This is a genomic window from Nitrosospira sp. Nsp1 (assembly GCF_900100985.1).
In the GTDB taxonomy this organism is placed as follows: Bacteria; Pseudomonadota; Gammaproteobacteria; order Burkholderiales; family Nitrosomonadaceae; genus Nitrosospira.
Genome location: NZ_FMUF01000021.1, coordinates 1 through 23,687, shown reverse-complemented (window position 1 = coordinate 23,687; position 23,687 = coordinate 1). Strand labels below are relative to the sequence as shown.

Genomic DNA, 23,687 nt, shown 5'->3' with positions numbered 1-23,687 from the left:
GTTCCGTTTGCACAGATGGAATTCTTATCCAAGGATAAATGTGAGCTCGCTTGCTAACATAGGATATTAGAGGTCTATAGGTACAGCTAAAGCTGGGAGAAAATCGCGTTTCTGCGTCAATCGGCACAATTGGCGAGTAATGATATAGACCCCGTTTGCAATAGATGTACTTCAGTCCAATAGGCGAACGTTACGCAACTCAGTAAGCTGAATTCCTGAAGTCAATAAAGTTACGGTGCTGGTATTCGGAACCTGAGATTGTTCATGACAAAATACCTTAAAAGCTTGGCTCGGCTTTTGCTTCGAGATTATTCCTTCTACCATATCTATGGGCGCTACTGTGCGGGAGAAAAACCATTATTAACAAAGGAATTAAGGTTTGAGACGATCGAAAAAAAGGAAATTGACAGCGCCAGAGACAGGATAATTGTCGATCAAGCTTGGTATCATGGCCAGAATGCTCACGCGTATGCCTGTATTGAAGGCTCTCGAATCGTCGGTCTATGTTTTTTCTGGCACGGTGAGCGCTATAAAAAAAGAAACTTCTGGCCGCTCACAGATCAAGAAGCAAAGTTAGTGCAGTTATTCGTTCTTCCCGAAATGCGCGGGCAGGGCATCGGTAAAAGCCTCATACAATTCGCTACACGAGATATGTCTCATAGAGGGTTCAAATATGTGTATGCGCGCATCTGGCGATCGAACATGCCGTCCTTAAGAGCGTTCGAAAGCGCTGGCTGGGATCGTGTGGCAACTGTAATCGAAATTTCCCTGCGTATAAGGAATAAGCCCTTCAGATTAGAGCTTCGCAGAATCATCTCTCAAGAACGGGCAGGTCAAAGTCAATCTGTCAACCGCTGACTATTTTTAATAGGGCGTTTGTCTGCCAGTAGTATCTTTACCAAAGCGGGGCCGAGTATCGCGCTCCTGAATTCTTGTAGAACGGTCACTCCGAACCCCGCTTAGTAAATGCCCTTTAATTGGAATACCAAGAGATGGCTTTTTCGTGGTTTTGCCCGCAACTTCGTCAAGTCTGAGCCCGGTGTAATAATGACGTGAGACCAAGCAGAACGGTAAAATGAAAATGGTATGCGGTGTTTCACTACACGGTGTTTCACTACATTTCGCTTTAAGCGCGCCCTTTATAAAGATATCGTTTTCAGTTACTCTGTCTCACCTGCCTTATCACGCTGCACGCTTGCACGCTTGATTTATCCGGGGCGCCAAGTGTGGGTGAACTGAAGCCTTCTTATTGCGGTCTATGGAATCTGCATCATAATGTTTGATAACTCAGCCGTTCGCGACACGGATATCTCAAGAGAAGTAAAAAGCGGGCCTATCCGTATTGCCGCCATTCAGATGTCGGCGGGACCAAAAATAGCCGGCAACCTGGAAGAGGCTGCCCGACTACTTGAAATAGCCGCCGCCCAAGGGGCAAGGCTGGCGGCGCTACCCGAATATTTCTGTATTATGGGCATGGAGGATGCGGATAAGGTAGCGGTGCGCGAGCAGGTGGATAGCGGGCCGATACAGGAATTCCTGAGCAATATCGCGAAGCGCCTCGGTATCTGGTTGGTGGGCGGTTCCATACCATTGGTATCGTCGAAGCCGGACAAGGTTAGAAATAGTTGCCTGGTGTATGATGACAAAGGGAAGCAGGTTGCCCGATACGACAAGATACATCTATTTGGCCTGGAGCTCGGGAACGAGCGCTATGCCGAGGAAGAAACTATCGAAGCGGGCTGTGAAGTCGTGGCGTTGAAGACGCCGTTTGGCCGGATCGGTCTTTCGATTTGTTACGATCTGCGCTTTCCGGAGCTTTACCGTTCCATGGGACAAGTGGATATCATTTTTGCTCCGGCTGCTTTTACCGCAACTACCGGCAAGGCGCATTGGGAAACATTGATTCGTGCCCGTGCGATTGAAAATCTCGCGTATGTGGTTGCTCCCGCACAGGGGGGTTATCATATCAATGGGCGGGAAACGCATGGAGACAGCATGATTGTCGACCCCTGGGGGGTAGTACTCAATCGTCTGCCACGCGGAGCAGGCGTAGTGATTGCGGAGATTAACCCTGAATATCAGGCCAGTTTGCGCAATAGCTTGCCTGCGCTGAATCACCGTACCTTGCATCACTGTTAAGATTACCGATGATTTTTTTGGACCCCTGGATATCATGATCACAGAACCCATCATTCAACCTGGCGATCTTTTCGCCACCGCCAACCAGTGCCTGCTGGCGCCTCACCAGATAGATACCGCCGGGCTGCAGAAGGTGTTTGGTCAAATGCTTACGCACCATGTCGAATATGCCGACCTGTATTTTCAATATAGTCGTTCCGAAGGCTGGGCTCTGGAAGAAGGCATAGTCAAATCAGGCACCTTTAATATTGATCAGGGAGTGGGTGTGCGCGCCGTGAGCGGCGACAAGACGGCGTTTGCCTATTCCGACGATATCAGCATGCCTGCTCTCGCTTCGGCAGCCGAAGCTACCCGCGCCATTGCGCGTACCGGTGTCGGGCAGTCGGTACAAGCGGTCAGGCGCAGCAAGGGACGCGAACTTTATCTGCCCCAGGATCCTATCGCCAGCCTCAAAGATACCGACAAGGTGGCGTTGCTCGAAAAACTCGAGGGCTACGCGCGCGCAGTTGACAAGCGCATTATCCAGGTTATGGCGTCTCTCGCGGGAGAGTATGACGTAGTGCTGGTGGCGCGGAGCGATGGCCTGCTGGCAGCTGATGTCCGACCTCTCGTGCGGATCTCGGTGCAAGTCATCGCTGAAGAGAATGGGAAACGGGAACAAGGTGTCGCCGGAGGGGGTGGACGTTTTGATTATGCGTATTTCACGGACGAAGTGTTGCGCGATTATGCTGAGAAAGCCGTACATCAGGCCATCGTCAACCTGAATGCAAAACCTGCCCCGGCTGGAACCATGACGGTAGTATTGGGCGCGGGTTGGCCAGGAATACTGTTGCATGAGGCCATCGGCCATGGACTGGAAGGAGATTTTAATCGCAAAGGTAGTTCCGCATTTTCTGGCCGCATCGGCGAACGTGTCGCTGCGGCGGGCGTTACCGTGGTGGATGATGGTACGCTCGCACGGCGGCGCGGATCGCTTAATATCGATGACGAGGGAAATCCCACGCAGTGCACGGTCTTGATCGAAAACGGGATACTGAAGGGCTACCTTCAGGACAGCTTGAACGCGCGGCTAATGAACGTCCCGGTCACCGGTAACGGCAGACGCGAATCGTTCGCCCATATTCCTATGCCGCGCATGACCAATACGTATATGCTGAACGGGGATAAAAGTCCTGAGGAGATCATTGCGTCGGTGAAGCATGGTTTATACGCAGTGAATTTTGGAGGCGGCCAAGTGGATATCACCAGCGGGAAATTCGTATTTTCCGCTGCGGAAGCGTACATGATCGAGGATGGGAAAATTTCTTATCCGGTGAAAGGTGCAACGCTGATAGGCAACGGTCCCGATATACTCACTCGGGTTTCGATGATCGGCAACGATATGTCGCTTGATCCCGGTGTCGGTACCTGCGGTAAAGAGGGCCAAAGTGTGCCGGTGGGCGTTGGTCAGCCTACACTACGCATAGATGGATTGACGGTAGGCGGAACCGGTTAAGGGCCATAAATCGCAAATAAGCTGGAGTATCTCCGCTAGCGCTGCGAACTTCGGTAATCAGCCACTTTCTGAAGCTGAAACCCCGCGCATAACATCGATAATCCGCAACCGAGGGTATAAATAGCTACGTTCCGGTTGTGTCGCTCTCATCCGAAATTTGCTCCGCCTTACCCTCAATTCTCACGATTCTAGTACCGGCCAGCCTGTCATGCAGAAATTGACGGTCGCGATCGAATAACGCCCAAACTATTCCGACGCCAAAGAAAAAAATACCGATCACAGCAAATAAATAGCGTGCGAGCGCCTGTTTCAGATAAACCCGATCTCCGCTGGCGCTAACCACCCGAAGCTTCCAGGTCTGCATGGGCAGCGTTTGTCCGCCATGGGTCCAAAACCAGGTGAAATACATGCCCGCAATTACCAGGAGATAAAGCTGAAGCCCAGGCCGGAAAAATAGGGAACTGGTATCCCGGAACACAAGATGAAAAACAAAGCCGGCAATAAACAGAACGGCAATCAATATGAGAAATTCGTAAAGCATGCTCAGCAGTCGTCGCCCCAATCCCGGGGAGGCGATTTTTATCGCTTCAGAAAACTCACTCACAGGACGTTCTTGTTATTTTTTAAATGATGTTCTTGCTCTGATAGAGCGCCAGAAATATTTGGAACTAGCGCGTTCATCTGCTATTTTCCCTTGTGATCTTCGGGTGTCTGCTCGTATTCGCGCCATTTTCGCTTTATTTCATGACGCTTCTCCGGTGGCAGTTTTTTAATGGTTTTATATTTCTCCCGGACCAGCTCGCGCTGCTCTGGAGTGAGCGAAAACCAGTCGCGCATCTGCAACTGAGTGCGATGCTGCTCTGTAGGGGTCATGCCCGAATATCGCTTGGCAATGCCTAGCCACTTCTTTTTTTTTGCGGAGTCCATGTTGTTCCACTCCTGCGCAAGCGGAGCCAGGACTTCTCTTTGCTGCGGTTTCAATTTCTCCCAGGAAGGCTCGTCGGATAAGGCGTCGGCGGAAAGTGAAAAACATAAACAGAACGCTATTGCTAGTGCTGATCTAGCCATGCATCGAACCCGTCGTCTAGATAAGCGTTTATCGGCAAGTCGTCGGTAAGCACCAGGATATCAATTTCCTCATTTTCGTCGCTTTGCTGTAGGGTCTGCCAATAGAAAATACCTGCCAGAGCAAATAACAGCGCAATAATCGATAGCAGCTTTCCAGTCTTGATCTGCCATTCATTCCCATTCCGCGCTGAGGCGCCTTGGCCGACATTCGCCACTGACTCGGCCATATGGTAGTTTTCGAGGGAAGCTCTGCGTGCAGATTGGAGTCGGTTTAGCGTACTCTGCTTGATATCATCAAGGCCGAGATCCAATAACTTCGTTATCTTCTTACCTACTTCGTGTTCGTTCATAACTCGATTCCATTTTTTTCCAGCAGTGCAGCAAGGCGATGGGTTGCACGCGAACAGTGAGTTTTCACGCTTCCTTCAGAACACCCCATGACCGCTGCCGCTTCTGCAACATCCATCTCCTCCCAGTAACGCAGAAGAAAAGCTTGTCGTTGACGTGCTGGGAGGGTTTCAATCGCTTTTTCCAGTAAATTAAGAAGTTGCGATTGTTCCAATTGCTCATGTGGATCACCAAAATTGGAGGGGCCATCCAGCTGTAAAGTTTCCAGCGGATCGTAATCTTCATTTTCCTTTTCCTGATTGCGGGGTATAAATGATGAAAATAGGGTAGTCCACAAGGAGCGGGTCTTCTGGCGTCGGTAAAAATCCCTTATAGTATTTTGGAGAATACGCTGAAACAGGAGAGGCAATTCTTCCAATGGTTTGCCAGGATATTTTTCAACCAGTTTCGTCATCGAATCCTGAACAACATCCAGCGCCAGATGTTCGTCTCTTACCGCGAACAATGCCTGTTTATACGCGCGCCGTTCGATTTCAGCTAAAAAACCGGAAAGTTCCTGTTGAGTAGCCAGGAGGGTTCGCCCTTGGAAAAATGAAAAAACGTGAGATGATCTCACGTCCCCGCTGCCATACTAGCAAATTTTTGGTTTGCCGGAACAGTTTACCTCCAAGAAAGCCGATCCATAACGCTCTGATACCTCAAGAGTTTATAAAAGCGAAAAGTGACATATACCAATCAGGCCCGCTGTGACATGGCTCGTTTGTCGACAGTGAACCAAGGTGAAGCGCCATATTTCCTCGCCAAGCAGTTGCACGTAAAGCAGCGCGAAAGATTCTGGAACGCGCTATCAACTCCGACTTCCATGCTGTGCTCCAGCCGATTGGGAATCTGAAGGGGTTAGCATCGGGATTTTGCCGAGCTCAGACTTGCGCGCATGCGACAATATGCCGCATTGTGATAATCATATTTCACGCCTATTATGGCCTTGTTTCAATCTGCGGAAAATCCGGCAGGGGCCTTCAACCTAAAAATTTCTGTATCGCTCTCTATAATATCTATACGTAGATATCCAAGTTTAGTGGTAAAATTTTAAATTCGGATTGCGATTGATTCTTAATTAGATTTACATTACTGATGTTCGGGCCCGAGCCGGGCTTAATGGTAAAAATGCCCGTTAATTGTTGTATCTGTAATTTCTGCTCTGATCACGAATCGTACCGTTATTTTACCACTGCTCATGGGTAGTCAACAGAAGCTGTCCCTCATACTTGGCCCAGCGGAGGACATTCAATAATGCGCCATTTAGTTCTCATGTTAATACTAAGTTTCGTAACGGCCGTCGCTGCCGCTGAAAGCGTTCGCCCTTTTACCTCGGGGAGTCTCCAGAAGGTTCTTTCGCCCCGGGAAGGCAAGCCTTTCATTCTCGTCTTGTGGTCTCTTGAATGCCAATATTGCCCGACCGAGTTGAAGATGTTGAGCGAACTCAAACGCAGCCATCCCAAGCTGGACGTCGTATTGATTGCCACCGATACAGTAAGCGACACGCCTCAACTCGTCTCCCGGGCAGAGAGCTACGGTATGAACAAGGTTGAGCAATGGGTTTTTGCAGAGGACATGCCAGAACGCTTGCGTTTTGAAATCGATAGTCGCTGGTATGGTGAAATACCTCGGGCATATTTTTATGATCGCAAGCACCAACGTGAGGCCAAGACCGGCCTCATCAACAAGAAGTTTGTAGAAGATTGGCTAGCGCGCAATGCGACAACCGACTCGTGATATCGAATATAAAGCGATGAAGCACAATCCTGCCTTTTTACCCGGCCTGATGTTTGTCCTTGCCGTTCATGGGGCACTACTCTACTATCTATTCAAGCAACAATTGATCCCCCCGCCGCAACAACTGGCGACGTTGATGGTCAATTTTATCCCTTCCTTCCAGCCGAAGGAAGAATCCAAGCCTGAGCCACCTCCCCCCTTGCCCAAGCCTCAACCGCCAAAGAAGCCTAAATCACAGCAATTGGTTGCGGAAAAACCGGTAGTGGCCGAAAGTGAGCGGGTCGCCCCCCCTTCCCTTCCCGAACCCGAGCCCGAACCAGCACCGGAGCCAGTGGCGGTAGCCGCTCCTCCTCAGATGTCACCGGGGCCCGTTACGCTCTCCTCGGAACTATCTGTCGCGTGCCCCGAACTGAATGCGCCCGCTTATCCCGCCCTCTCACGGCGACTCGGCGAAGAAGGCAAGCTGATGCTGCGAGTGGAACTGGACGAAAAAGGTCATGTTAACGTAGTACAGGTAATCGATAGTAGCGGTTTTAAGCGTCTGGATGAAGCCGCCATGGCCGCGGTAAAAACCTGGCGATGCAATCCGCCCGTACGCAATGGCCAGCCGGCCCGTGCCATTGCTCTGCAACCCTTCAACTTTGTACTCCAAGGAGATTGATCGATGGAAAAAAGTCTCGGCTTTTCAAATTTTCTCACCCAGCTCGATGGCGTCGGTATCAGCGTGCTTGTACTGCTCCTTACGCTTTCGGTGGCGAGCTGGTATCTCATACTCACCAAAGGTATCTCCAATTTTCTGGCGAACCGGCACGCCGAAGCTTTTCTCAAGCGTTTCTGGAGCGCTGGTTCGCTACAGGAGGTCAACTCGACGCTGCACGAAGGCTCGGGTGATAACGCGTTTCAGCAACTTGCGCAACTTGCGCTCGAGGCTGCGGCTGACTCTGAAAAACACGGCTTGCAAAAGCTTGCTGCGGCAGGCGGCGCCAGCGAGTTCATTACACGCGTATTACGTAACGGCCTCGACCAAGAAGCGACACGCGTCGAAAACGGACTCACGGTAATAGCCTCGGCAGGTTCCGCTGCGCCTTATATCGGGCTATTCGGCACGGTGTGGGGCATCTATCATGCGCTGGTACAAATCGGACTATCCGGCCAGGGTACCTTGGATAAAGTGGCCGGTCCGGTAGGTGAAGCGTTGATTATGACGGCATTGGGACTGGCCGTGGCAATTCCGGCGGTTTTGGCCTATAACACATTCGTGCGGCGCAACCGCATCTGGCTGGCGCGCCTGGATGCCTTTGCTCACGATCTATTTGTACTGATTGCGGTGGGTGCGAAAAATAATAGCTCTGCTGGGGATGAGCGCCTGCTGCGCGTAGTCACCCCCGCAATGAATCCCGCGATTGCACCCAATGAAAGGAGGTCGTGATGGCATTTGGCAGCATGAACGGCGGCAACCGTCAGATGCCGATGTCCGAAATCAACGTGGTGCCGTTGGTGGACGTGATGTTGGTATTACTTGTGATCTTCATCATCACTGCACCGTTGCTGACCCATTCAGTTAAAGTCGATCTGCCGAAAGCGTCGAGTAGCCCAAATATTACGCAACCGGATCACGTTGAATTTGCGCTTCGGGGCGACGCTAGCCTATACTGGAATGGTGAACCGGTAACCATGGATCAGTTGGCACCCCGTTTTGCCGCAGCGGCAAAACAGAATCCCGATATCGAACTGCATATCCGCGCTGATAAGCATGTCCAGTACGAGCACGTGGCAAGGGTGATGTCTATCGCAGCAAAAGCCGGATTAGTACGAATTGGATTTGTTACCGATCCGACTACACAATAGTAACGGCCGCCAAAACATAGTTGGGGAAACGGGATGTCAATGGCCAGAAATTCGAGCATATACACACCATGTGGCAAACGCCTTACTGCCTCAGCGGTCAGGATTATATGGCTCTAGCTGCTCGCACCCGATGGCGAAGCCTCCTGCTGCATGGTTCCATTGCTACCACGGCTCTCGGTCTGGGTTTAATGTCATGGTTCATCGCCAAGCCCATGGCCACCCGAATCCACCAAACTGTACCAGGAGAACGGCTGACCATTACCGCCACACCGAATATTGACATCAGCCTGGATGCCGACAGCAGCATAACTGTCAGCAACGCGGAGCCTCCCCAGATCGAATTGCTGCGAGGCAATGCTTATTTTGACGCCAAAGGCGGTGGGCCGGGCAAGTTGCAAGTGAAAGTCGGTACTACGTATATCAACGATATCGGCACCCGTTTTAGCGTCAGTAAACGAGTGAATGGCGGCACTATTGCGGTGGCTGACGGACAGGTGGAGATTCTGGTAGAGATGGGAACCTATCTGGTCGGCGCTCACGAACAGGCGGATTTCGACGGCATAAGAGTCACCGGCCAGAGAGTGATTGCGGATGCGGACATAGCGGCGTGGCGCCCAAATCAATAAGAATCCGGCACAGCGTCACGCAGCCAACCCGCCAATGCGCTACCGATACCGCTATATGATTCAATCATTCTCCTCAGCACTGCACCGACACCAGGAGCAGAGCAATATTCGCCTCGGCGCCAACCTCAGGCGCATCAACTGTAAATAGCGCGCTTCATGAAACCCGTTGCAATCTTCAGGCACTTTCCTATAGAGGGTCCGGGTTATCTTGCGCCATTTCTGGATTCCCATTCTATTCCTTACCAGCTCGTCAAGATCGACGCCAATGAGGCATTGCCTGCCCGTGCCGACTATTTTAGCGGGCTGGTATTCATGGGCGGACCCATGAGCGTAAACGATGATCTGCCGTGGATTGCGCCAGCGCTTGCATTAATCCGACAGGCGGTGAGAGACGATATTCCGGTTTTGGGCCATTGCCTCGGCGGGCAATTGATGGCGAAAGCGCTGGGGGGAGTGGTAAGCAGGAGCCCAGTCAGCGAAATCGGCTGGGGTGGAGTAAACGTTGCGGACAATCCTATTGCATGTGATTGGTTTGGAGAATTGTCGAACTTTGAGGCGTTCCACTGGCATGGCGAAGGTTTTACCATTCCGGAGGGAGCGGCTCTCCTGCTTTCGAGTCCCTATTGCGAAAATCAGGCATTCGCAATGGGCATGCATCTCGCGCTACAATGCCATGTCGAAATGACTGAGGAAATGGTGAAGGCCTGGTGCAAAGCAGGCGCTGAGGAAATTGCCAACAACCCTGGACCATCGGTGCAATCGGCAGAGGCAATACAGACGAACCTGGTCGAGCGGGTATCGGCACTGAATCAGGTCGCTTGCCGCTTATATGAGCGTTGGATTTCCGGTCTTATGAACAAAACAACCGAGTGAAATAATCCTAAATCCGGTAGTTGGACGGGGGGAAGTGTACGGTTTTTGAGGTGCAGGGCAAGGCGTAACGACGCGGAATGCGACCGCGCAGGGCGGAGCAGTGCCTTTCGCAGGAAGGTGCGACCCCGAAGCGGGATGCGGGGCGCCCCCTTGCGTGTGGAGCGCGATCGCGGCATCCCCTTCGCTGCCCGATCCCCGCTGCGCGGGGCCCCTCGGGCGACGCTTCGGGGCGCCGTTCCATTCCAAGGAGTTGCAACGCAGCCATGTGCCGCAAAAACCGTGCAATTCACCCTGTAGCGCCCTCACTCGGAAGGCGAGCGTCAACTAATATGAAATATTGTTATTAATCATAATACTGATCTATCAAATGAGCGGTCAACTACCGGATTTAGGATAATATCGTGAATCATTCGCGGAAATTCTGGAATTGCAGCGGAAATTCGGTAATCGACTTCTTGACGAGCTGTATCGCCTCTTGCAAGGTATCACGCTTTGCACCTGAAATACGCACTGCCTCACCCTGGATACTGCCTTGTACCTTGAGTTTGCTATCCTTGATGAGTCTGATAATCTTTTTTGCAAGCTCGCTTTCCACCCCCGTTTTAACCGTGACTTGCTGTTTGACTTTATTGCCGCTGATTTTTTCCGACTTCCCTTCGTCCAGGCAGCGTACATCGACACCGCGCTTGGCGAGCTTGGCCATCAGAATATCCAGAACCTGGCTCAGCTTGAAGTCGTCATCTGCGTAAACAGTAAGCGTGTAATCCGCCTGCTCCACGCGCGCGTCCGATCCCTTGAAATCAAAGCGCGTGGTGACTTCCTTGTTCACCTGGTCAATTGCGTTCCTGACTTCCTGCTTGTCAACTTCGGAGACAATGTCGAATGATGGCATGATATCTCTTCCTGGTTCGGGGCTGCGGCAAGTTGATACGCTGAGTAAATATGAGGTGCGACCCCAATAATTATTGCCTGTTTTTTAAATTTGCGGCGATACGCATCCGTAGCGCATTGAGCTTGATGAATCCGGCCGCATCCATTTGATTATATGCGCCCTGATCTTCCTCAAAAGTGGCAATGTGCGGATCGAACAGAGAATCTGTTTTTGAGTCTCGTCCGACCACGATTACATTTCCTTTGTAGAGCTTTATTCGCACCCAGCCGTTTACACGTGCCTGGGACGCATCAATCATCGTTTGCATCATTCTGCGTTCCGGACTCCACCAGTAACCGTTGTAAATGAGTTCGGCATAGCGCGGCATCAGTTCGTCTTTCAGGTGGGCCACCTCGCGGTCAAGGGTGATGGATTCGATGGCCCGATGCGCGCGCAGCATGATGGTGCCACCGGGAGTTTCATAACATCCACGGGATTTCATGCCGACGTAACGATTTTCCACCAGGTCCAGACGCCCGATCCCGTGCTTGCCACCTAACTGATTAAGCTCGGCAAGTACCGCCGCCGGGGAGAGCTTCTGGCCGTTTATGGCGATGATGTCGCCTTGCCCGAATTCCAGCTCGATGTATTCCGCCTTATCCGGCGCGTTCTCAGGCGATACGCTCCATCGCCACATGGATTCCTCCGCCTCATGCGCAGGATCTTCAAGGATTCGACCTTCATAGGAAATATGCAGCAGATTGGCGTCCATGCTGTAAGGGGAACCGCCTTTTTTCTTCATCTCCACCGGAATGCCATGTGTTTCCGCATAATTCAAAAGGCTTTCCCTGGAAGTAAGGTCCCATTCGCGCCATGGCGCGATCACCTGGATATCGGGCTGCAGTGCATAATAGCCGAGCTCAAACCGCACCTGGTCATTACCCTTCCCCGTTGCCCCATGGGAAACCGCATTTGCTCCGGTTTGCTGCGCAATCTCGATTTGCCGTTTGGCGATCAACGGCCGGGCGATACTGGTGCCAAGCAGATATTCGCCCTCATATACCGCATTGGCACGAAACATGGGAAAAACGAAATCACGCACGAATTCTTCACGCAGATCTTCGATGAAGATTTCTTTCACCCCTAATTGCATCGCCTTTGCGCGTGCCGGCTCTACTTCCTCTCCTTGCCCGATGTCGGCAGTAAAGGTTACCACCTCACACTGATAAGTATCCTGCAGCCACTTTAAAATTACCGATGTATCCAGACCACCGGAAAACGCAAGAACAACCTTATTAATTTTAGACACATCAACTTGCTTTATTTTTTTCATGCTTGGCTCGTAAAAAATGCGCGAATTCGTTCTTTGTAATACAACTTTGCCTTTTATGGACACTTGATGGTGCCGCGCTATAACGGATCTTGATGGGTTACGCTGCGCTTTACCCATCCTACATAACTGCTCCATCAGCCGCGAGAAGGGGATAGCTGTTTGAAATTCGAGTTATCAGATCTCTTCCAGCTTTCCCAACAGTAGATATTCTATCAGTGCCTTTTGGGTATGCAGACGATTCTCGGCCTCTTCCCATACGATGGACTGAGGACCGTCGATAACCTCCGCCGCCACCTCTTCACCGCGATGGGCAGGCAGGCAGTGCATGAACAGCGTTTCTTTCTTGGCGCAGGACATCATTTCCGCATCTACGCGAAAATCCGCAAAATCTTTTTTGCGTTCCTCGGTCTCCGCTTCAAAACCCATGCTGGTCCATACGTCCGTCGTCACGAGATCCGCATCTCTCACTGCATCATGCGGATCGGCAAATTCCTCATAATGATCTGTGCCATAGAGCCCGGCTCGTTCCGGCTCCACTTCGTAACCGCGAGGCGTGGAGACATGTACATTAAAATCGAACACCTCAGCTGCCTGGAGCCAAGTGTTGCAGACGTTATTCGAATCTCCAATCCACGCCACCGTCTTGCCGGAGATACTGCCGAATTGCTCAATAAAAGTAAAAATATCGCCCATGATCTGGCAGGGATGATATTCATCGGTCAGTCCGTTGATAACGGGCACCCGCGAATGCGCCGCAAAACGCCTGATGATGTCGTGCTCATAGGTGCGGATCATGACGATATCCACCATACGCGAGATCACGCGCGCTGCATCTTCCACCGGTTCGCCTCGACCCAACTGGGTATCCCGGGTGGATAAATAAATTGCTGCACCACCCAACTGATGCATACCGGCTTCAAACGAAAGCCGGGTACGAGTCGAATGCTTGTCGAAAATCATGGCGAGCGTACGGTCCTGCAACGGCCAATAGCGCCGGTATTGCTTGAACTCATGCTTGATCCAGCGTGTACGTTCGAACAGATATTCGAACTCCTCCCGGGAGAAATCGTTGAACTGTAAAAAATGCTTGATCTGCATGATATGCTGAACCATAGATTGAGCCGATTTGGAAAAACATGAACTGGTCGTGTTTTTCAAGGCTCATTTTTCGAGATTAACTATTTTGTCATGCCGCCAAAAATTCTTTCACCAGACCGGACAGGATGTTTACCACCTGTTCGGCCTCGCTCCGTTGAATCACTAGCGGCGGCAGCAGACGCACTACCTTATCCGAGGTTACGTTGATCAAAAGTCCTTTCTTCAACGCTGCGATTACGAGTTCGCTACAAGGTCTGGAGAGTTCGATGCCGATCATCAATCCCTGACCGCGAATTTGTTTTACATCGGGCAAGTCGGCGAGCTGTGCCTTGAACATACTGCGCATGAAGTCGCCCACCTCCATCGCATTCCTCAGCAAATCGGCTTCCTCGATTACTCTGAGCGTGGTCAGCGCAGCAGTACAAGCCAGCGGGTTGCCCCCAAAAGTCGAGGCGTGATTACCGGGTTTGAATACTTCCGATGCCACACCTTTTGCCAGACAGGCGCCGATGGCCACACCCGAACCCAGGCCCTTGGCCAGTGTTACCACATCAGGAACGATGCCGCTGTGCTGGAAAGCGAACCAGTTACCGCTGCGGCCGATCCCACATTGCACCTCATCCAGCATCAGCAACCAGCCGTTCTGATCGCACAAGTGGCGTAATCCTTGCAGATAGCTTGCTTGCGGCACATTCACGCCCCCTTCGCCCTGATAGGGTTCAACCAATATGGCGACAACGTTCTTGTTGTGCACGCCCACCTGCGCCACTGCTTCCAGGTCATTGTATGGAACCCGCGCAAATCCGGTGAGCAACGGTTCGAAACCTGCCTGCACCTTGCGATTGCCACTTGCAGTCAAGGTTGCCATGGTTCGACCGTGAAAGGATTTCTCCATTACGATAATGGTGGGCAGATCGATATTTTTACCATGTCCATATAGCCTTGCCAGCTTGATTGCGGCTTCGTTCGCTTCGGCGCCCGAATTGCAGAAAAACGCATTATCCATGCCAGATAGTATGGCAAGCTGGCTGGCTAGCTGCTCCTGCTTTCCGATATGGTAAAGATTGGAAGTATGAATAAGCGTCCCGACCTGATGACAAAGCGCCTTCACAAGCTCTGGATGACAATGCCCCAAGCCGCACACGGCGACGCCGGCGAGGGCATCGAGATAACGTTTGCCCTCCTCATCCCACAGCCATACCCCCTCTCCCCTTGCAAATGTAACGGGGAGCGGCAGGTAGGTGTTCATCAAATTGGACATTTAAGAGGCCTCTGAATAAATTCTATGTGAAATAAACCGCCGGAAAAACCGGATGATTGTGTGGCGCAAAGCGAATGCAGGGGCCGACTATACAAAGCCGGGAAAGGATCAATACCAGGGTAGAGGTATCTTCCTGCTGCAGTCCAAATGGGACGGTGCCGCCGTCGGGTCCGCGAAGGACTTGTTCAGGAATTCCATAGTTGGGTCTCATGTTTGCCAAGCCTGAAAGCGGCACGGCGGCCAAAGCCGCCGTGCGCCGCAAGAATAATTTTTAGCCCGGATGTTTCATAAATTCGCGTGATGATTGCGGGCGCGCGTCAATTTATGAAACATCCGGGTTATGTGCGACCCCTTATCTTTACCTATTTAACCAGCTTTTTCAAGCCCTTTTCCTCAGCAGCGGTAAGCAGCCTCAAACATGGCAGGTAACCGTCGTAAACGATTCCATGCACTTCAACGCGTTTCTGGGAACGTAACATGCTGACCAGGTATTGTACGACCTCGCGCGTAATCGTTTGCCCCGGCACCAGCACCGGGATACCCGGCGGGTAGGGAGTAATTTGATCTGCGCAAACCTTGCCATCCAGATCGTTATTTATACGTTCCTGCTCATCCAGCAAAGGCATCAGTTCGCCACCGCAGTAGAACGCGTCACGCGGCAGATACCTAAGGTCGGTAAAACCGGGAATCTCCGGAATCTGATAGAGCCTTCTGGGGGCACGACCCTCACGCGCGATTCGCATCAGTGCATCATACAGGCGCGATACTTTACTCCGGGTAGTACCAATGGTAAGAAGCAGAGTAAGGGTATTAAATGTAGACTTCTCTACTTGAATATTATAACGCTCGAACAATTCCCGGATCAAATCCTCCACGGTAAAGCCGCAGCGGGAAATGTCCACGGTAACCTTGGTGCTGTCGAGTTGGATATTGTCATGTTTTACTTCATCGGGCAGCAGGTCTGCAAGTTCCAGCACGCGAAAGACGCCGGTCGAATTGATCTGCTCGCGCACCTCCTTCGCCAATTCCAGGGTGCGCGACAACAACTTGTACCCTTCCAGCGTCGCCTGCTTACGGGCGACGTCGAGGCTTGCAATCATGCTGTACTGCGGACTGGTGGAAGTATGCATGTTGAAATTCTCGCGAAACAGGTGTTCATTGAAGGTGGGATCATTGATATGAATCATGCTGGACTGAGAAAAAGCCGATAGTACTTTGTGCGTACTCTGGGTCGCGTAATCGGCGCCCGCCTCCAGCGCCGTCGGGCGGAAAGCCGGATGAAAACGGGCAAAACCGTACCAGGCTTCGTCGATGATAACTTTTATACCTTTAGCATGAGCTGCCTTGATGATGGGCGGCAAATCATAACGTAGGCCATCGTAAGTGCAACTGGTCAGGATAAGCGCCTGTGCATCGGAATGTTCTTCAATGGCATTGAACAGCGTCTGTTTCGGTACCGGCCCATAAACACTGAATTTCTTGTTGACGGATGAGTCGAGATAAATCGGATGAGCGCCGGATAATACGACTCCATGATGCACGGATTTGTGGCAGTTCCGATCCAGCAACAGTTTCTCGCCCGGGGCGAGCAATGTCTGGAATATCACCTTATTGGCGGTGGAGGTGCCATTGGTTGCAAAGAAGGTTCTCCGCGCGCCGAATGCTTTTGCCGCAATCTTTTGCGCTTCGGCGATAACACCGGTCGGTTCCATCAGCGAATCGAGCATCGGTACCGAGACCGATAGATCGGCACGGAAAATATGCTCGCCGATAAACTGATAAAAATCGCTGGCCCACGGGCTGTCGCGTAGCGAATCGCCTGAGGAATGACCCGGCGTATGCCAGGCATCCTTTGCCATCAATACGTAATTCTTGAGCTGATCATAAAAAGGTGTGCGTGCTTTTTCCTGAAGCTGAGCATTAAGGATGCGGTACATGCCCCGATAATCACGTTCTTCGCGGTAGAAATAGCCATCGACTGTTTCAGTAAAGAGGGCATCCACCACTTCATCTTCTTTCTCCTGGGCAATTAAAATATAGATATCCAGTTCAGGGCGAAAACGGGTAATTTCCTGTACCAGCTTCAATGCGGTCATTTGGAGGTTGCGGGAACTCTTCTCGCCATTTCTCAGCGTATAAAGCGTATCGTCCACCAATACCGATTGAATATCGCCGTCATCCTGGATCGCTTGCAGTGCTTCGCGTGCGGTGGTAACACCGGCAAAAGTGATGCCCAACGGGTTTTCCAGGGACTTGGCGGCCCCATTCAATCCCTTGATGAATTCCTTCAGTATCAGGTTCTCGTCATTGATGATGAGAATTCGGCTCGTCGGTTTCTTCATGAACACCGTTTCTTAAAATATGAAAATCGCTTTATGCGCCAAAACAATGATGATTGCAAGTCGCAGGACCTCTAAATAAACTGCGCGAGTCGCATTTTTCCCGGCTGAAATGCAGCCTGGATTGGAACAGTCTATAGTGACAGAATGAAACTGTTCGTCCTCATGCTGCGTAGTGGCATGGCAGCGATACTGCTCCTGTTGCCGACGTTCGTTCCGGCAGCGCCGGTGATGGTAACGACGGTAGACGGTCCTATTGCGCCGGCCAGCGCTGACTTCGTCCAGCGCAGCTTGGAGCGTGCAGCCGCTGAGGGGGCGCTACTTGTCGTATTGCAGCTGGATACACCGGGCGGCCTCGATACCTCGATGCGGCAGATCATACGCGGCATTCTTGCCTCACCCGTGCCGGTAGCGGCCTTCGTGGCGCCGAGTGGGGCGCGGGCAGCGAGTGCCGGAACTTATATCCTGTATGCCAGCCACATCGCAGCGATGGCACCCGGTACCAATCTGGGCGCGGCGACCCCGGTACAGATCGGCGGTTTGCCTGAGCCCGGGCCTGAGCCGGAATCCAGGCCGAAACCGTCTCCGGACTCATCCGCAAATCAGGCAAACGAGAGCGGCGGTGAGCATATAGCGACGGAAGACAAGATGCCGAAAAAAGACGCAATGTCGCGCAAAGTGATCCACGACGCTGCCGCTTATATCCGCGCGCTGGCGCAGATGCGAAAACGCAATGTGGAATGGGCGGAACGCGCTGTGCATGAAGCTGTAAGCTTATCAGCGGTCGACGCGCTGAATCTCAACGTCATCGATTATGTCGCTGCTGACGTGCCGGATCTGTTAAGGCAGCTGAATGGCCGGGAAGTGACCATACTCGGGCAGAACCTCACCCTTGATACCCTTTCAGCCACAATACAGGTTGTCGAGCCCGATTGGCGCACGCGACTGCTGGCCGTCATCACCAACCCCAGCGTCGCGTACATACTGATGCTTATCGGCATTTACGGATTGTTCTTCGAGTTTTCCAATCCAGGCTTTGTGTTGCCCGGCGTGGCGGGCGCCATCTGCCTCTTGCTTGCCCTGTACGCATTCCAGTTGCTGCCGGTCAACTATGCCGGACTTGCCTTGATTCTGCTCGGCATCGCATTTATCACGGCGGAAGCCTTCCTGCCAAGCTTCGGTGCGCTTGGCGTCGGCGGGATGATTGCTTTTATCGCCGGCTCGTTGATGCTGATCGACACCGATCTCCCCGGCTACGGCATTCCGTGGCCCATGATCGCAGGGATATCCGTGGCTAGCGCATTATTCCTGATTTTCGTCGTCGGCATGGCGCTGAAGTCACGGCGCAGCCCCATCGTCAGCGGCCATGAAGCGATGATCGGTGCCATAGGCGAGATGCTGGAGGATACTTCGGGCGAGGGCATGGTGCGCGTTCATGGCGAGCTGTGGAGCGCCCATAGTGAGCAACCTCTGGCCCGAGGGCAGAAAGTGCGTGTAACAGGAATCGACGGTCTGGTTTTACATGTAATCCCGACAGAGAAATAAGGCAGAGAAATAACCAAAAGGAGATTTCCATGTTAGCCAATTTCGGTTTTTTCAGTACTCTCGTTATCATTCTTATCGCAGTGCTTTTCTCGGCATTTCGCATATTACGCGAATATGAGCGTGGGGTGATCTTCCTGCTTGGCCGCTTTCAAAATGTAAAAGGCCCGGGCTTGATCATCATAATCCCCGGTATTCAGAAAATGGTGCGAGTCGACCTGCGTACTGTCGTCATGGATGTCCCCAGCCAAGACGTGATTTCGCGCGACAATGTCTCGGTAAAAGTCAACGCCGTGGTGTATTTTCGGGTAGTCGATCCACAAAAATCCATCATTCAGGTGGAAAATTTCCTTGCCGCTACCAGTCAGTTTGCACAGACTACCCTGCGCTCGGTGCTGGGCAAGCATGAGCTGGATGAAATGCTGGCGGAACGTGAGAAGCTCAATCTGGATATTCAGAAGGTGCTGGATATTCAGACGGACGCGTGGGGCATCAAAGTATCCAACGTCGAGATCAAACATGTGGATATCGATGAATCCATGATAAGAGCCATTGCCCGACAGGCGGAGGCGGAACGTGAGCGGCGGGCAAAGGTGATTCATGCTGAAGGCGAATTGCAGGCATCGGACAAATTGATGCAAGCGGCGCAAATTCTTTCGCAGCAAACCGGGGCAATGCAGTTGCGCTACCTCCAGACGCTTACGAACATCGCCAGCGATAAATCCAATACCATTATTTTTCCGATACCTATGGACCTGGTATCGCCGCTGATGGATGTCCTCAAGAATCGCAATCCAGAAGTTCACTGACACGGGAGCTCCGCTCCATCTTCCTTTCCATACACGGTTGCCTCATGCAGTTGCGCTCCAGCTCCACTTCGTTTGCTGCGATCAACTTACGGTGGAACTTTCACTCACAAGAGTATGCCCATGCTGGACATATAAAAAAAGCCCGGTAATCCGGGCTTTTTTTGTGCGGCCGAACGATCAGGCGGCCATCGTCTTGATCGCGGCAGATAACCGGCTTTTATGGCGAGCTGCCTTATTCTTATGGATGATACCCTTGTCCGCAATGGAATCTATCGTACCGAGGGAAGCCGCGTACGCAGCCTGCGCAATGGTTTTATCGGCAGACTCGATAGCTTTTCTCACATGCTTGATCGCGGTGCGCAATTCTGAGCGCAGGCTCGTGTTGCGGTCGCGCTGGCTGACATTTTGTCTCGCACGTTTTCTGGCTTGTGCACTATTGGCCATTAAAATTCCTCGAATTAAATGTTACGCAAATTTTTTGAATGATACGGATGTTTCCGGCATATTGCAAGGAAAACTGGGGAGTATTATAAGCCATGAGCGTCTCACGATGTTCGAAACATCAACCGGTTCTTCTCAAAGATATCTATTGATCCTCACGCTATCGAGCTTCCTGCCGACCTTCACACCGGCGCCATTGCAACGTGATGCTTAGGGGGAGTCCCCATATACTCGCGAACTTGTCAGCTTGACGCGGCGGGTGAAACCTGCCCTACAGATCATCATTGCTTTATCGTGGGTGAGTTAATCCTTACCCTGCCGATTGTTGCTGATTGTGGGTAAATCCGGAATATTTTTGTCAAGAGGCTTACTCATGGGTTCATGCGTAACTTTTTCGGTTGTTCATCTACCGAACCGAACCCCAGGGAAGATTCAGGTTAACATACTCATCCATGAATCTGCTTAAAGCCCTCGCTACCGTCAGCGGAATGACGATGATATCCCGTATCCTGGGATTCGTTCGGGATGTGCTCATTGCCCGTATTTTTGGCGCAGGCGTCGCAACCGATGCTTTTTTTGTGGCCTTTCGCATTCCCAACCTGCTGCGCCGATTATTTGCCGAAGGTGCGTTTTCACAGGCATTCGTGCCAATACTCGCGGAATACAAGAACCGCCGCACACCCGAAGAAACACGTGAGCTAATCAATCAAGTGGCGACGCTGTTGTCCATCGCTTTATTTTTAGTCACGACCATAGGCATCATTGCTGCGCCGCTCATAATTTACGTAAGCGCACCGGGCTTTAGCGCCAGCCCGCAGAAATTCGCATTAACAGTGGAACTGCTGCGTATCACGTTTCCGTACATTCTTTTTATCTCGCTTGTATCACTGGCGGGGGGCATTCTCAACACCTTTGGAAGGTTTTCCGTACCGGCGTTAACCCCGGCATTGCTCAACCTGTCGTTCATTGGCTGTTCGCTGTGGCTGGTTCCCCTGGTGGACCCACCGGTACTGGCGCTCGCATGGGCCGTATTCATCGGCGGCGTGCTCCAGTTAGCCTTCCAGGTACCGTTTCTCATGCGTATCAAATTAATGCCACGCCCGCGTCTCAGATCGAGAGATAACGGCGCATGGCGCGTCATCAAGCAAATGGGGCCGGCGGTGTTCGGTGTATCGATCGGCCAGATCAGCTTGTTGATCAATACGATATTCGCTTCTTTTCTTGTCACCGGCAGCGTTTCCTGGCTCTACTATGCCGATCGTTTGATGGAATTTCCCGCAGGCCTTCTAGGGGTGGCGCTTGGGACGGTATTACTGCCGTCGCTGTCCCGGCATTATGCGGATAACAGTACTGAGGAATACAGTCGCCTGTTGGACTGGGGTCTACGCCTGACCGTGCTTTTAACGCTGCCGGCGGCACTGGCATTGGCACTGCTTGCGACACCGCTCATCACCACCCTTTTTTATCACGGCGAATTTTCCGCCAACGATGTATGGATGACGCGCAATGCGTTAGTGGCTTACAGTTCGGGACTGCTGGGGCTGATTTTGGTAAAAGTGCTGGCTCCCGGATTTTACGCCCGGCAGAATATCCGGACACCCGTAAAAATTGCCATCATCACACTTGTTGCTACTCAATTAATGAACCTCGCATTCATTATACCGTTGCGCCATGCCGGACTGGCGTTGGCTATCGGGCTAGGCGCATGCCTTAACGCCGGATTGCTCTACTACAAATTGCGCAGTCATCAAATCTACCAACCCCAGCCGGGATGGGCAATATTCATAGCGAAGATATCGATAGCGCTGGCGATTATGGGCGTAACGCTATGGTTCACCTCGGGTGGCGACGCGTCGTGGTTGCTGGGCTCCACTTTCGAGCGCGCGGTACGGCTGACGTGGGTGGTGATCATCGGTGCAACCAGTTACTTTTTCACATTATGGCTGCTCGGTTTCCGTCTCAAGAACTTCTCACGGCGGGGTGCGGAATAAGCATAAACATGAACCCTGATATCGGAACATAGGCGTTGAGATCAAGGCCGGTTCGAGGGTCGGAGACCGGGCACATGAATTAAGGCCGTTCCACCTTTATTTTCCGATGTCTTTTGCTGATCAGCTCGGGCGAATCCCTTATAAACAGGTCTTTTCTTTGCATTGGGTCATTTCTTTCGACAGGCGTGTTCATCGAAAAGAAAGCACAAGAAAAACCCCTCTTTTTTGTTGGAAAAAATTCGCACGCACCGCTTGGATTAACCCTATAATGGTTAGGTTAATCAACCCCCATCAATGGCAGAACATTCTATCTCCCGACCATGACTCACTTTGTCAGATATTCCACCGTATCAATGGTGTTTTTGGGGTTTCTCCTCACTGGTTGCGCCACAACCAACAAGAACACCACAGCCGATAAAATCACCGATACGAATACCATCACCTCGGCCAATATAAACTCGAGCGCTTCGGATGATACAGGTGTCCTGCTCAACACGAGCACGAACGCGTCGGTTAGTGATATTGTCCCAACGACTGATAACCTGATAAAAGAACAGCGGGAACCGTTTGAAGGTCCAGTATTCAAGAATGCCGCCCCACCGGCGACCTATCCGGGTTTTAGTAAAAGAGACCCCTGGGAACCGATGAATCGCGCCGTATTCAGGTTCAACGAATCCGCTGACGATTATGTGTTCAGGCCGGTGGCCAAAGGTTATAGATGGCTGATGCCCGACCCGCTGCAAACTGCGGTGGGGAATGTTTTTTCAAACATCAACGACATACCGGTTACGCTGAATAACCTTCTGCAACTGAAATTCGGCAATGCGGCGACCAGCGGCATGCGGGTGATAGTCAACACCACTTTTGGCCTGGTGGGAATATTTGATCTGGCGAGCGATGTCGGCCTGGAAAAACATGATGAAGACTTTGGGCAAACCTTGGGGTATCACGGTGTTGCAAGCGGTCCTTATCTGGTGCTTCCTTTTTTCGGTCCCAGCTCTATCCGTGATGCGGGCGCGCGTTTAATCGACGCAGCTTCCGATCCTGTTTTTGTCGGAAGCTTCTTCGTTGCTCCCTTCATAGGTCCGGCGATAGGCGCAAGCAGAGCCGCCGACACGCGCGCTGGCTTGCTCAAATCCGAGAAAACACTGGACGAGGCTGCGCTGGATAAATACGAGTTCATGCGTGAAGCCTACCTCCAGCGGCGGCGCAATTTGGTGCATGACGGAAATCCACCTCAGCCAAAAGAGGATGAAGATAACGATTGATTTTGAATTCTGAAATTGAAATCGCCTGCGTTCCTTCTGCTTCCTTATAAAGATATTACTTCGTTCCCTAATCGCGAAGGCAACGCAATCCATGGTTGTTTTAGGTAAATGATTGCGTTGCCGGCTATATTCGCGCCTACCTGCCCACAGCAATCCCGCAGCCAATAACCCGTAGCGTCCCTTAGGCACTGGTACGGTAACGTTTGGCCTTTCCGGGCGTACCGCAACACTTAGCGACTTGCCGGACGCTCCCGTTTCGGCGTGAACCAATCTACTTTCTGCTAGGGCCTGTTAACACAATCTAAGTGCTTCGACGATCAAAGCGAAGTGGATGAAGCCAGTGAACATTACATCCAGTTTCTCAAAGCGGGAGAAGATACGGCGGAATCCTTTCAGCCTCCTGAACAGTCGCTCAATCTCGTTACGCCGCCGGTACATAACCTTGTCGTATTCCCAAGGCTCAACGCGGTTGGCCTTGGGCGGGACTACCGGAATGAAACCAAGATCCAACGCCAGTTGCCGTGTTTCATTCCCCTCGTAGGCGCGATCCATTACCAGATG

23 protein-coding genes and 1 pseudogene are annotated in these 23,687 nt (G+C 51.8%); 13 read left to right on the top strand and 11 right to left on the bottom strand.

The window, feature by feature from the left end:
* Positions 1 to 264: 264 nt before the first annotated feature.
* The 3 genes from BLP78_RS12090 to tldD all read left to right on the top strand — a co-directional run bounded on the left by BLP78_RS12090 (position 265) and on the right by tldD (position 3,634).
* Positions 265 to 858: a GNAT family N-acetyltransferase gene (locus tag BLP78_RS12090; protein WP_090459528.1), complete on the top strand. Its 594-nt coding sequence runs from the start codon at positions 265 to 267 to the stop codon at positions 856 to 858.
* A gap of 417 nt (positions 859 to 1,275) precedes the next feature.
* Positions 1,276 to 2,139, top strand: coding sequence for a carbon-nitrogen hydrolase family protein (locus BLP78_RS12085; protein ID WP_090459526.1), 864 nt, complete (start codon positions 1,276 to 1,278; stop codon positions 2,137 to 2,139).
* 34 nt (positions 2,140 to 2,173) lie between these two features.
* On the top strand, positions 2,174 to 3,634 hold the full coding sequence (gene tldD / locus BLP78_RS12080) for a metalloprotease TldD (RefSeq protein WP_090459524.1): 1,461 nt from the start codon (positions 2,174 to 2,176) through the stop codon (positions 3,632 to 3,634).
* Positions 3,635 to 3,758: 124 nt separating this feature from the next.
* Here the strand turns inward: tldD and BLP78_RS12075 are convergent, their stop codons facing one another.
* The 4 genes from BLP78_RS12075 to BLP78_RS12060 all read right to left on the bottom strand — a co-directional run bounded on the left by BLP78_RS12075 (position 3,759) and on the right by BLP78_RS12060 (position 5,621).
* Positions 3,759 to 4,238 (bottom strand): RDD family protein, encoded by a 480-nt coding sequence (locus BLP78_RS12075; protein ID WP_371128882.1) that lies wholly within the window; start codon positions 4,236 to 4,238, stop codon positions 3,759 to 3,761.
* A gap of 80 nt (positions 4,239 to 4,318) precedes the next feature.
* Positions 4,319 to 4,702 carry a DUF3106 domain-containing protein gene (locus BLP78_RS12070; protein WP_090459523.1) on the bottom strand — a complete coding sequence of 128 codons (384 nt, stop codon included), beginning with the start codon at positions 4,700 to 4,702 and terminating at the stop codon, positions 4,319 to 4,321.
* Complete coding sequence (locus tag BLP78_RS12065; protein ID WP_090459521.1) at positions 4,684 to 5,052, bottom strand: DUF3619 family protein; 369 nt, start codon at positions 5,050 to 5,052, stop codon at positions 4,684 to 4,686. The genes BLP78_RS12070 and BLP78_RS12065 overlap by 19 nt, the downstream gene beginning before the upstream one ends.
* On the bottom strand, positions 5,049 to 5,621 hold the full coding sequence (locus tag BLP78_RS12060; RefSeq protein WP_090459568.1) for an RNA polymerase sigma factor: 573 nt from the start codon (positions 5,619 to 5,621) through the stop codon (positions 5,049 to 5,051). The genes BLP78_RS12065 and BLP78_RS12060 overlap by 4 nt, the downstream gene beginning before the upstream one ends.
* Positions 5,622 to 6,343: 722 nt before the next feature.
* Here BLP78_RS12060 and BLP78_RS12055 point away from each other — a divergent pair.
* The 6 genes from BLP78_RS12055 (at position 6,344) to BLP78_RS12030 (ending at position 10,173) form a co-directional block, all read left to right on the top strand.
* Entirely contained in the window at positions 6,344 to 6,826 is a 483-nt protein-coding gene (locus tag BLP78_RS12055) for a thioredoxin domain-containing protein (protein WP_025040589.1), read from the top strand.
* A complete protein-coding gene (locus BLP78_RS12050) occupies positions 6,807 to 7,487 on the top strand; it encodes an energy transducer TonB (protein ID WP_090459519.1) in 681 nt (226 codons plus the stop codon). The genes BLP78_RS12055 and BLP78_RS12050 overlap by 20 nt, the downstream gene beginning before the upstream one ends.
* A 3-nt stretch (positions 7,488 to 7,490) precedes the next feature.
* The gene (locus BLP78_RS12045; RefSeq protein WP_090459518.1) at positions 7,491 to 8,255 is read left to right on the top strand and encodes a MotA/TolQ/ExbB proton channel family protein; all 765 of its coding nucleotides are present in this window, start codon (positions 7,491 to 7,493) and stop codon (positions 8,253 to 8,255) included.
* A complete protein-coding gene (locus tag BLP78_RS12040; protein ID WP_090459516.1) occupies positions 8,255 to 8,674 on the top strand; it encodes an ExbD/TolR family protein in 420 nt (139 codons plus the stop codon). The genes BLP78_RS12045 and BLP78_RS12040 overlap by 1 nt, the downstream gene beginning before the upstream one ends.
* A gap of 107 nt (positions 8,675 to 8,781) precedes the next feature.
* Entirely contained in the window at positions 8,782 to 9,300 is a 519-nt protein-coding gene (locus tag BLP78_RS12035; RefSeq protein WP_090459567.1) for a FecR domain-containing protein, read from the top strand.
* A 156-nt stretch (positions 9,301 to 9,456) separates the two neighbouring features.
* The gene (locus BLP78_RS12030) at positions 9,457 to 10,173 is read left to right on the top strand and encodes a type 1 glutamine amidotransferase (RefSeq protein ID WP_090459514.1); all 717 of its coding nucleotides are present in this window, start codon (positions 9,457 to 9,459) and stop codon (positions 10,171 to 10,173) included.
* Between the two features lie 406 nt (positions 10,174 to 10,579).
* Here BLP78_RS12030 and BLP78_RS12025 read toward each other — a convergent pair whose 3' ends face one another.
* From BLP78_RS12025 to BLP78_RS12005, 5 genes are all read right to left on the bottom strand, one after another.
* On the bottom strand, positions 10,580 to 11,065 hold the full coding sequence (locus BLP78_RS12025; RefSeq protein WP_090459512.1) for a YajQ family cyclic di-GMP-binding protein: 486 nt from the start codon (positions 11,063 to 11,065) through the stop codon (positions 10,580 to 10,582).
* 70 nt (positions 11,066 to 11,135) lie between these two features.
* Entirely contained in the window at positions 11,136 to 12,377 is a 1,242-nt protein-coding gene (locus tag BLP78_RS12020) for an argininosuccinate synthase (protein ID WP_371128881.1), read from the bottom strand.
* Positions 12,378 to 12,551: 174 nt separating this feature from the next.
* Positions 12,552 to 13,475, bottom strand: coding sequence for an ornithine carbamoyltransferase (argF, locus tag BLP78_RS12015; protein WP_090459564.1), 924 nt, complete (start codon positions 13,473 to 13,475; stop codon positions 12,552 to 12,554).
* A gap of 88 nt (positions 13,476 to 13,563) precedes the next feature.
* A complete protein-coding gene (locus tag BLP78_RS12010) occupies positions 13,564 to 14,736 on the bottom strand; it encodes an aspartate aminotransferase family protein (protein ID WP_090459511.1) in 1,173 nt (390 codons plus the stop codon).
* A 362-nt stretch (positions 14,737 to 15,098) separates the two neighbouring features.
* Positions 15,099 to 17,078 (bottom strand): aminotransferase class I/II-fold pyridoxal phosphate-dependent enzyme, encoded by a 1,980-nt coding sequence (locus BLP78_RS12005; protein WP_090459509.1) that lies wholly within the window; start codon positions 17,076 to 17,078, stop codon positions 15,099 to 15,101.
* A 144-nt stretch (positions 17,079 to 17,222) separates the two neighbouring features.
* On the opposite strand from BLP78_RS12005, the gene BLP78_RS12000 reads away from it, so the two are divergent.
* Together BLP78_RS12000 and BLP78_RS11995 are read left to right on the top strand one after the other, a co-directional pair.
* A complete protein-coding gene (locus tag BLP78_RS12000) occupies positions 17,223 to 18,620 on the top strand; it encodes an NfeD family protein (protein WP_090459507.1) in 1,398 nt (465 codons plus the stop codon).
* Positions 18,621 to 18,649: 29 nt separating this feature from the next.
* Entirely contained in the window at positions 18,650 to 19,426 is a 777-nt protein-coding gene (locus BLP78_RS11995; RefSeq protein WP_090459505.1) for a slipin family protein, read from the top strand.
* Positions 19,427 to 19,603: 177 nt separating this feature from the next.
* On the opposite strand, the gene rpsT is transcribed toward BLP78_RS11995, so the two are convergent.
* Positions 19,604 to 19,870 (bottom strand): 30S ribosomal protein S20, encoded by a 267-nt coding sequence (gene rpsT / locus BLP78_RS11990; protein WP_025040602.1) that lies wholly within the window; start codon positions 19,868 to 19,870, stop codon positions 19,604 to 19,606.
* A 449-nt stretch (positions 19,871 to 20,319) separates the two neighbouring features.
* Here rpsT and murJ point away from each other — a divergent pair, with 449 nt between their 5' ends.
* The gene (gene murJ / locus BLP78_RS11985; RefSeq protein WP_090459503.1) at positions 20,320 to 21,858 is read left to right on the top strand and encodes a murein biosynthesis integral membrane protein MurJ; all 1,539 of its coding nucleotides are present in this window, start codon (positions 20,320 to 20,322) and stop codon (positions 21,856 to 21,858) included.
* 353 nt (positions 21,859 to 22,211) lie between these two features.
* The gene (locus BLP78_RS11980) at positions 22,212 to 23,126 is read left to right on the top strand and encodes an MlaA family lipoprotein (RefSeq protein WP_090459562.1); all 915 of its coding nucleotides are present in this window, start codon (positions 22,212 to 22,214) and stop codon (positions 23,124 to 23,126) included.
* A gap of 291 nt (positions 23,127 to 23,417) precedes the next feature.
* Here the strand turns inward: BLP78_RS11980 and BLP78_RS11975 are convergent.
* Positions 23,418 to 23,687 (bottom strand): annotated as a pseudogene (locus BLP78_RS11975) (IS5/IS1182 family transposase); the annotation flags it as partial.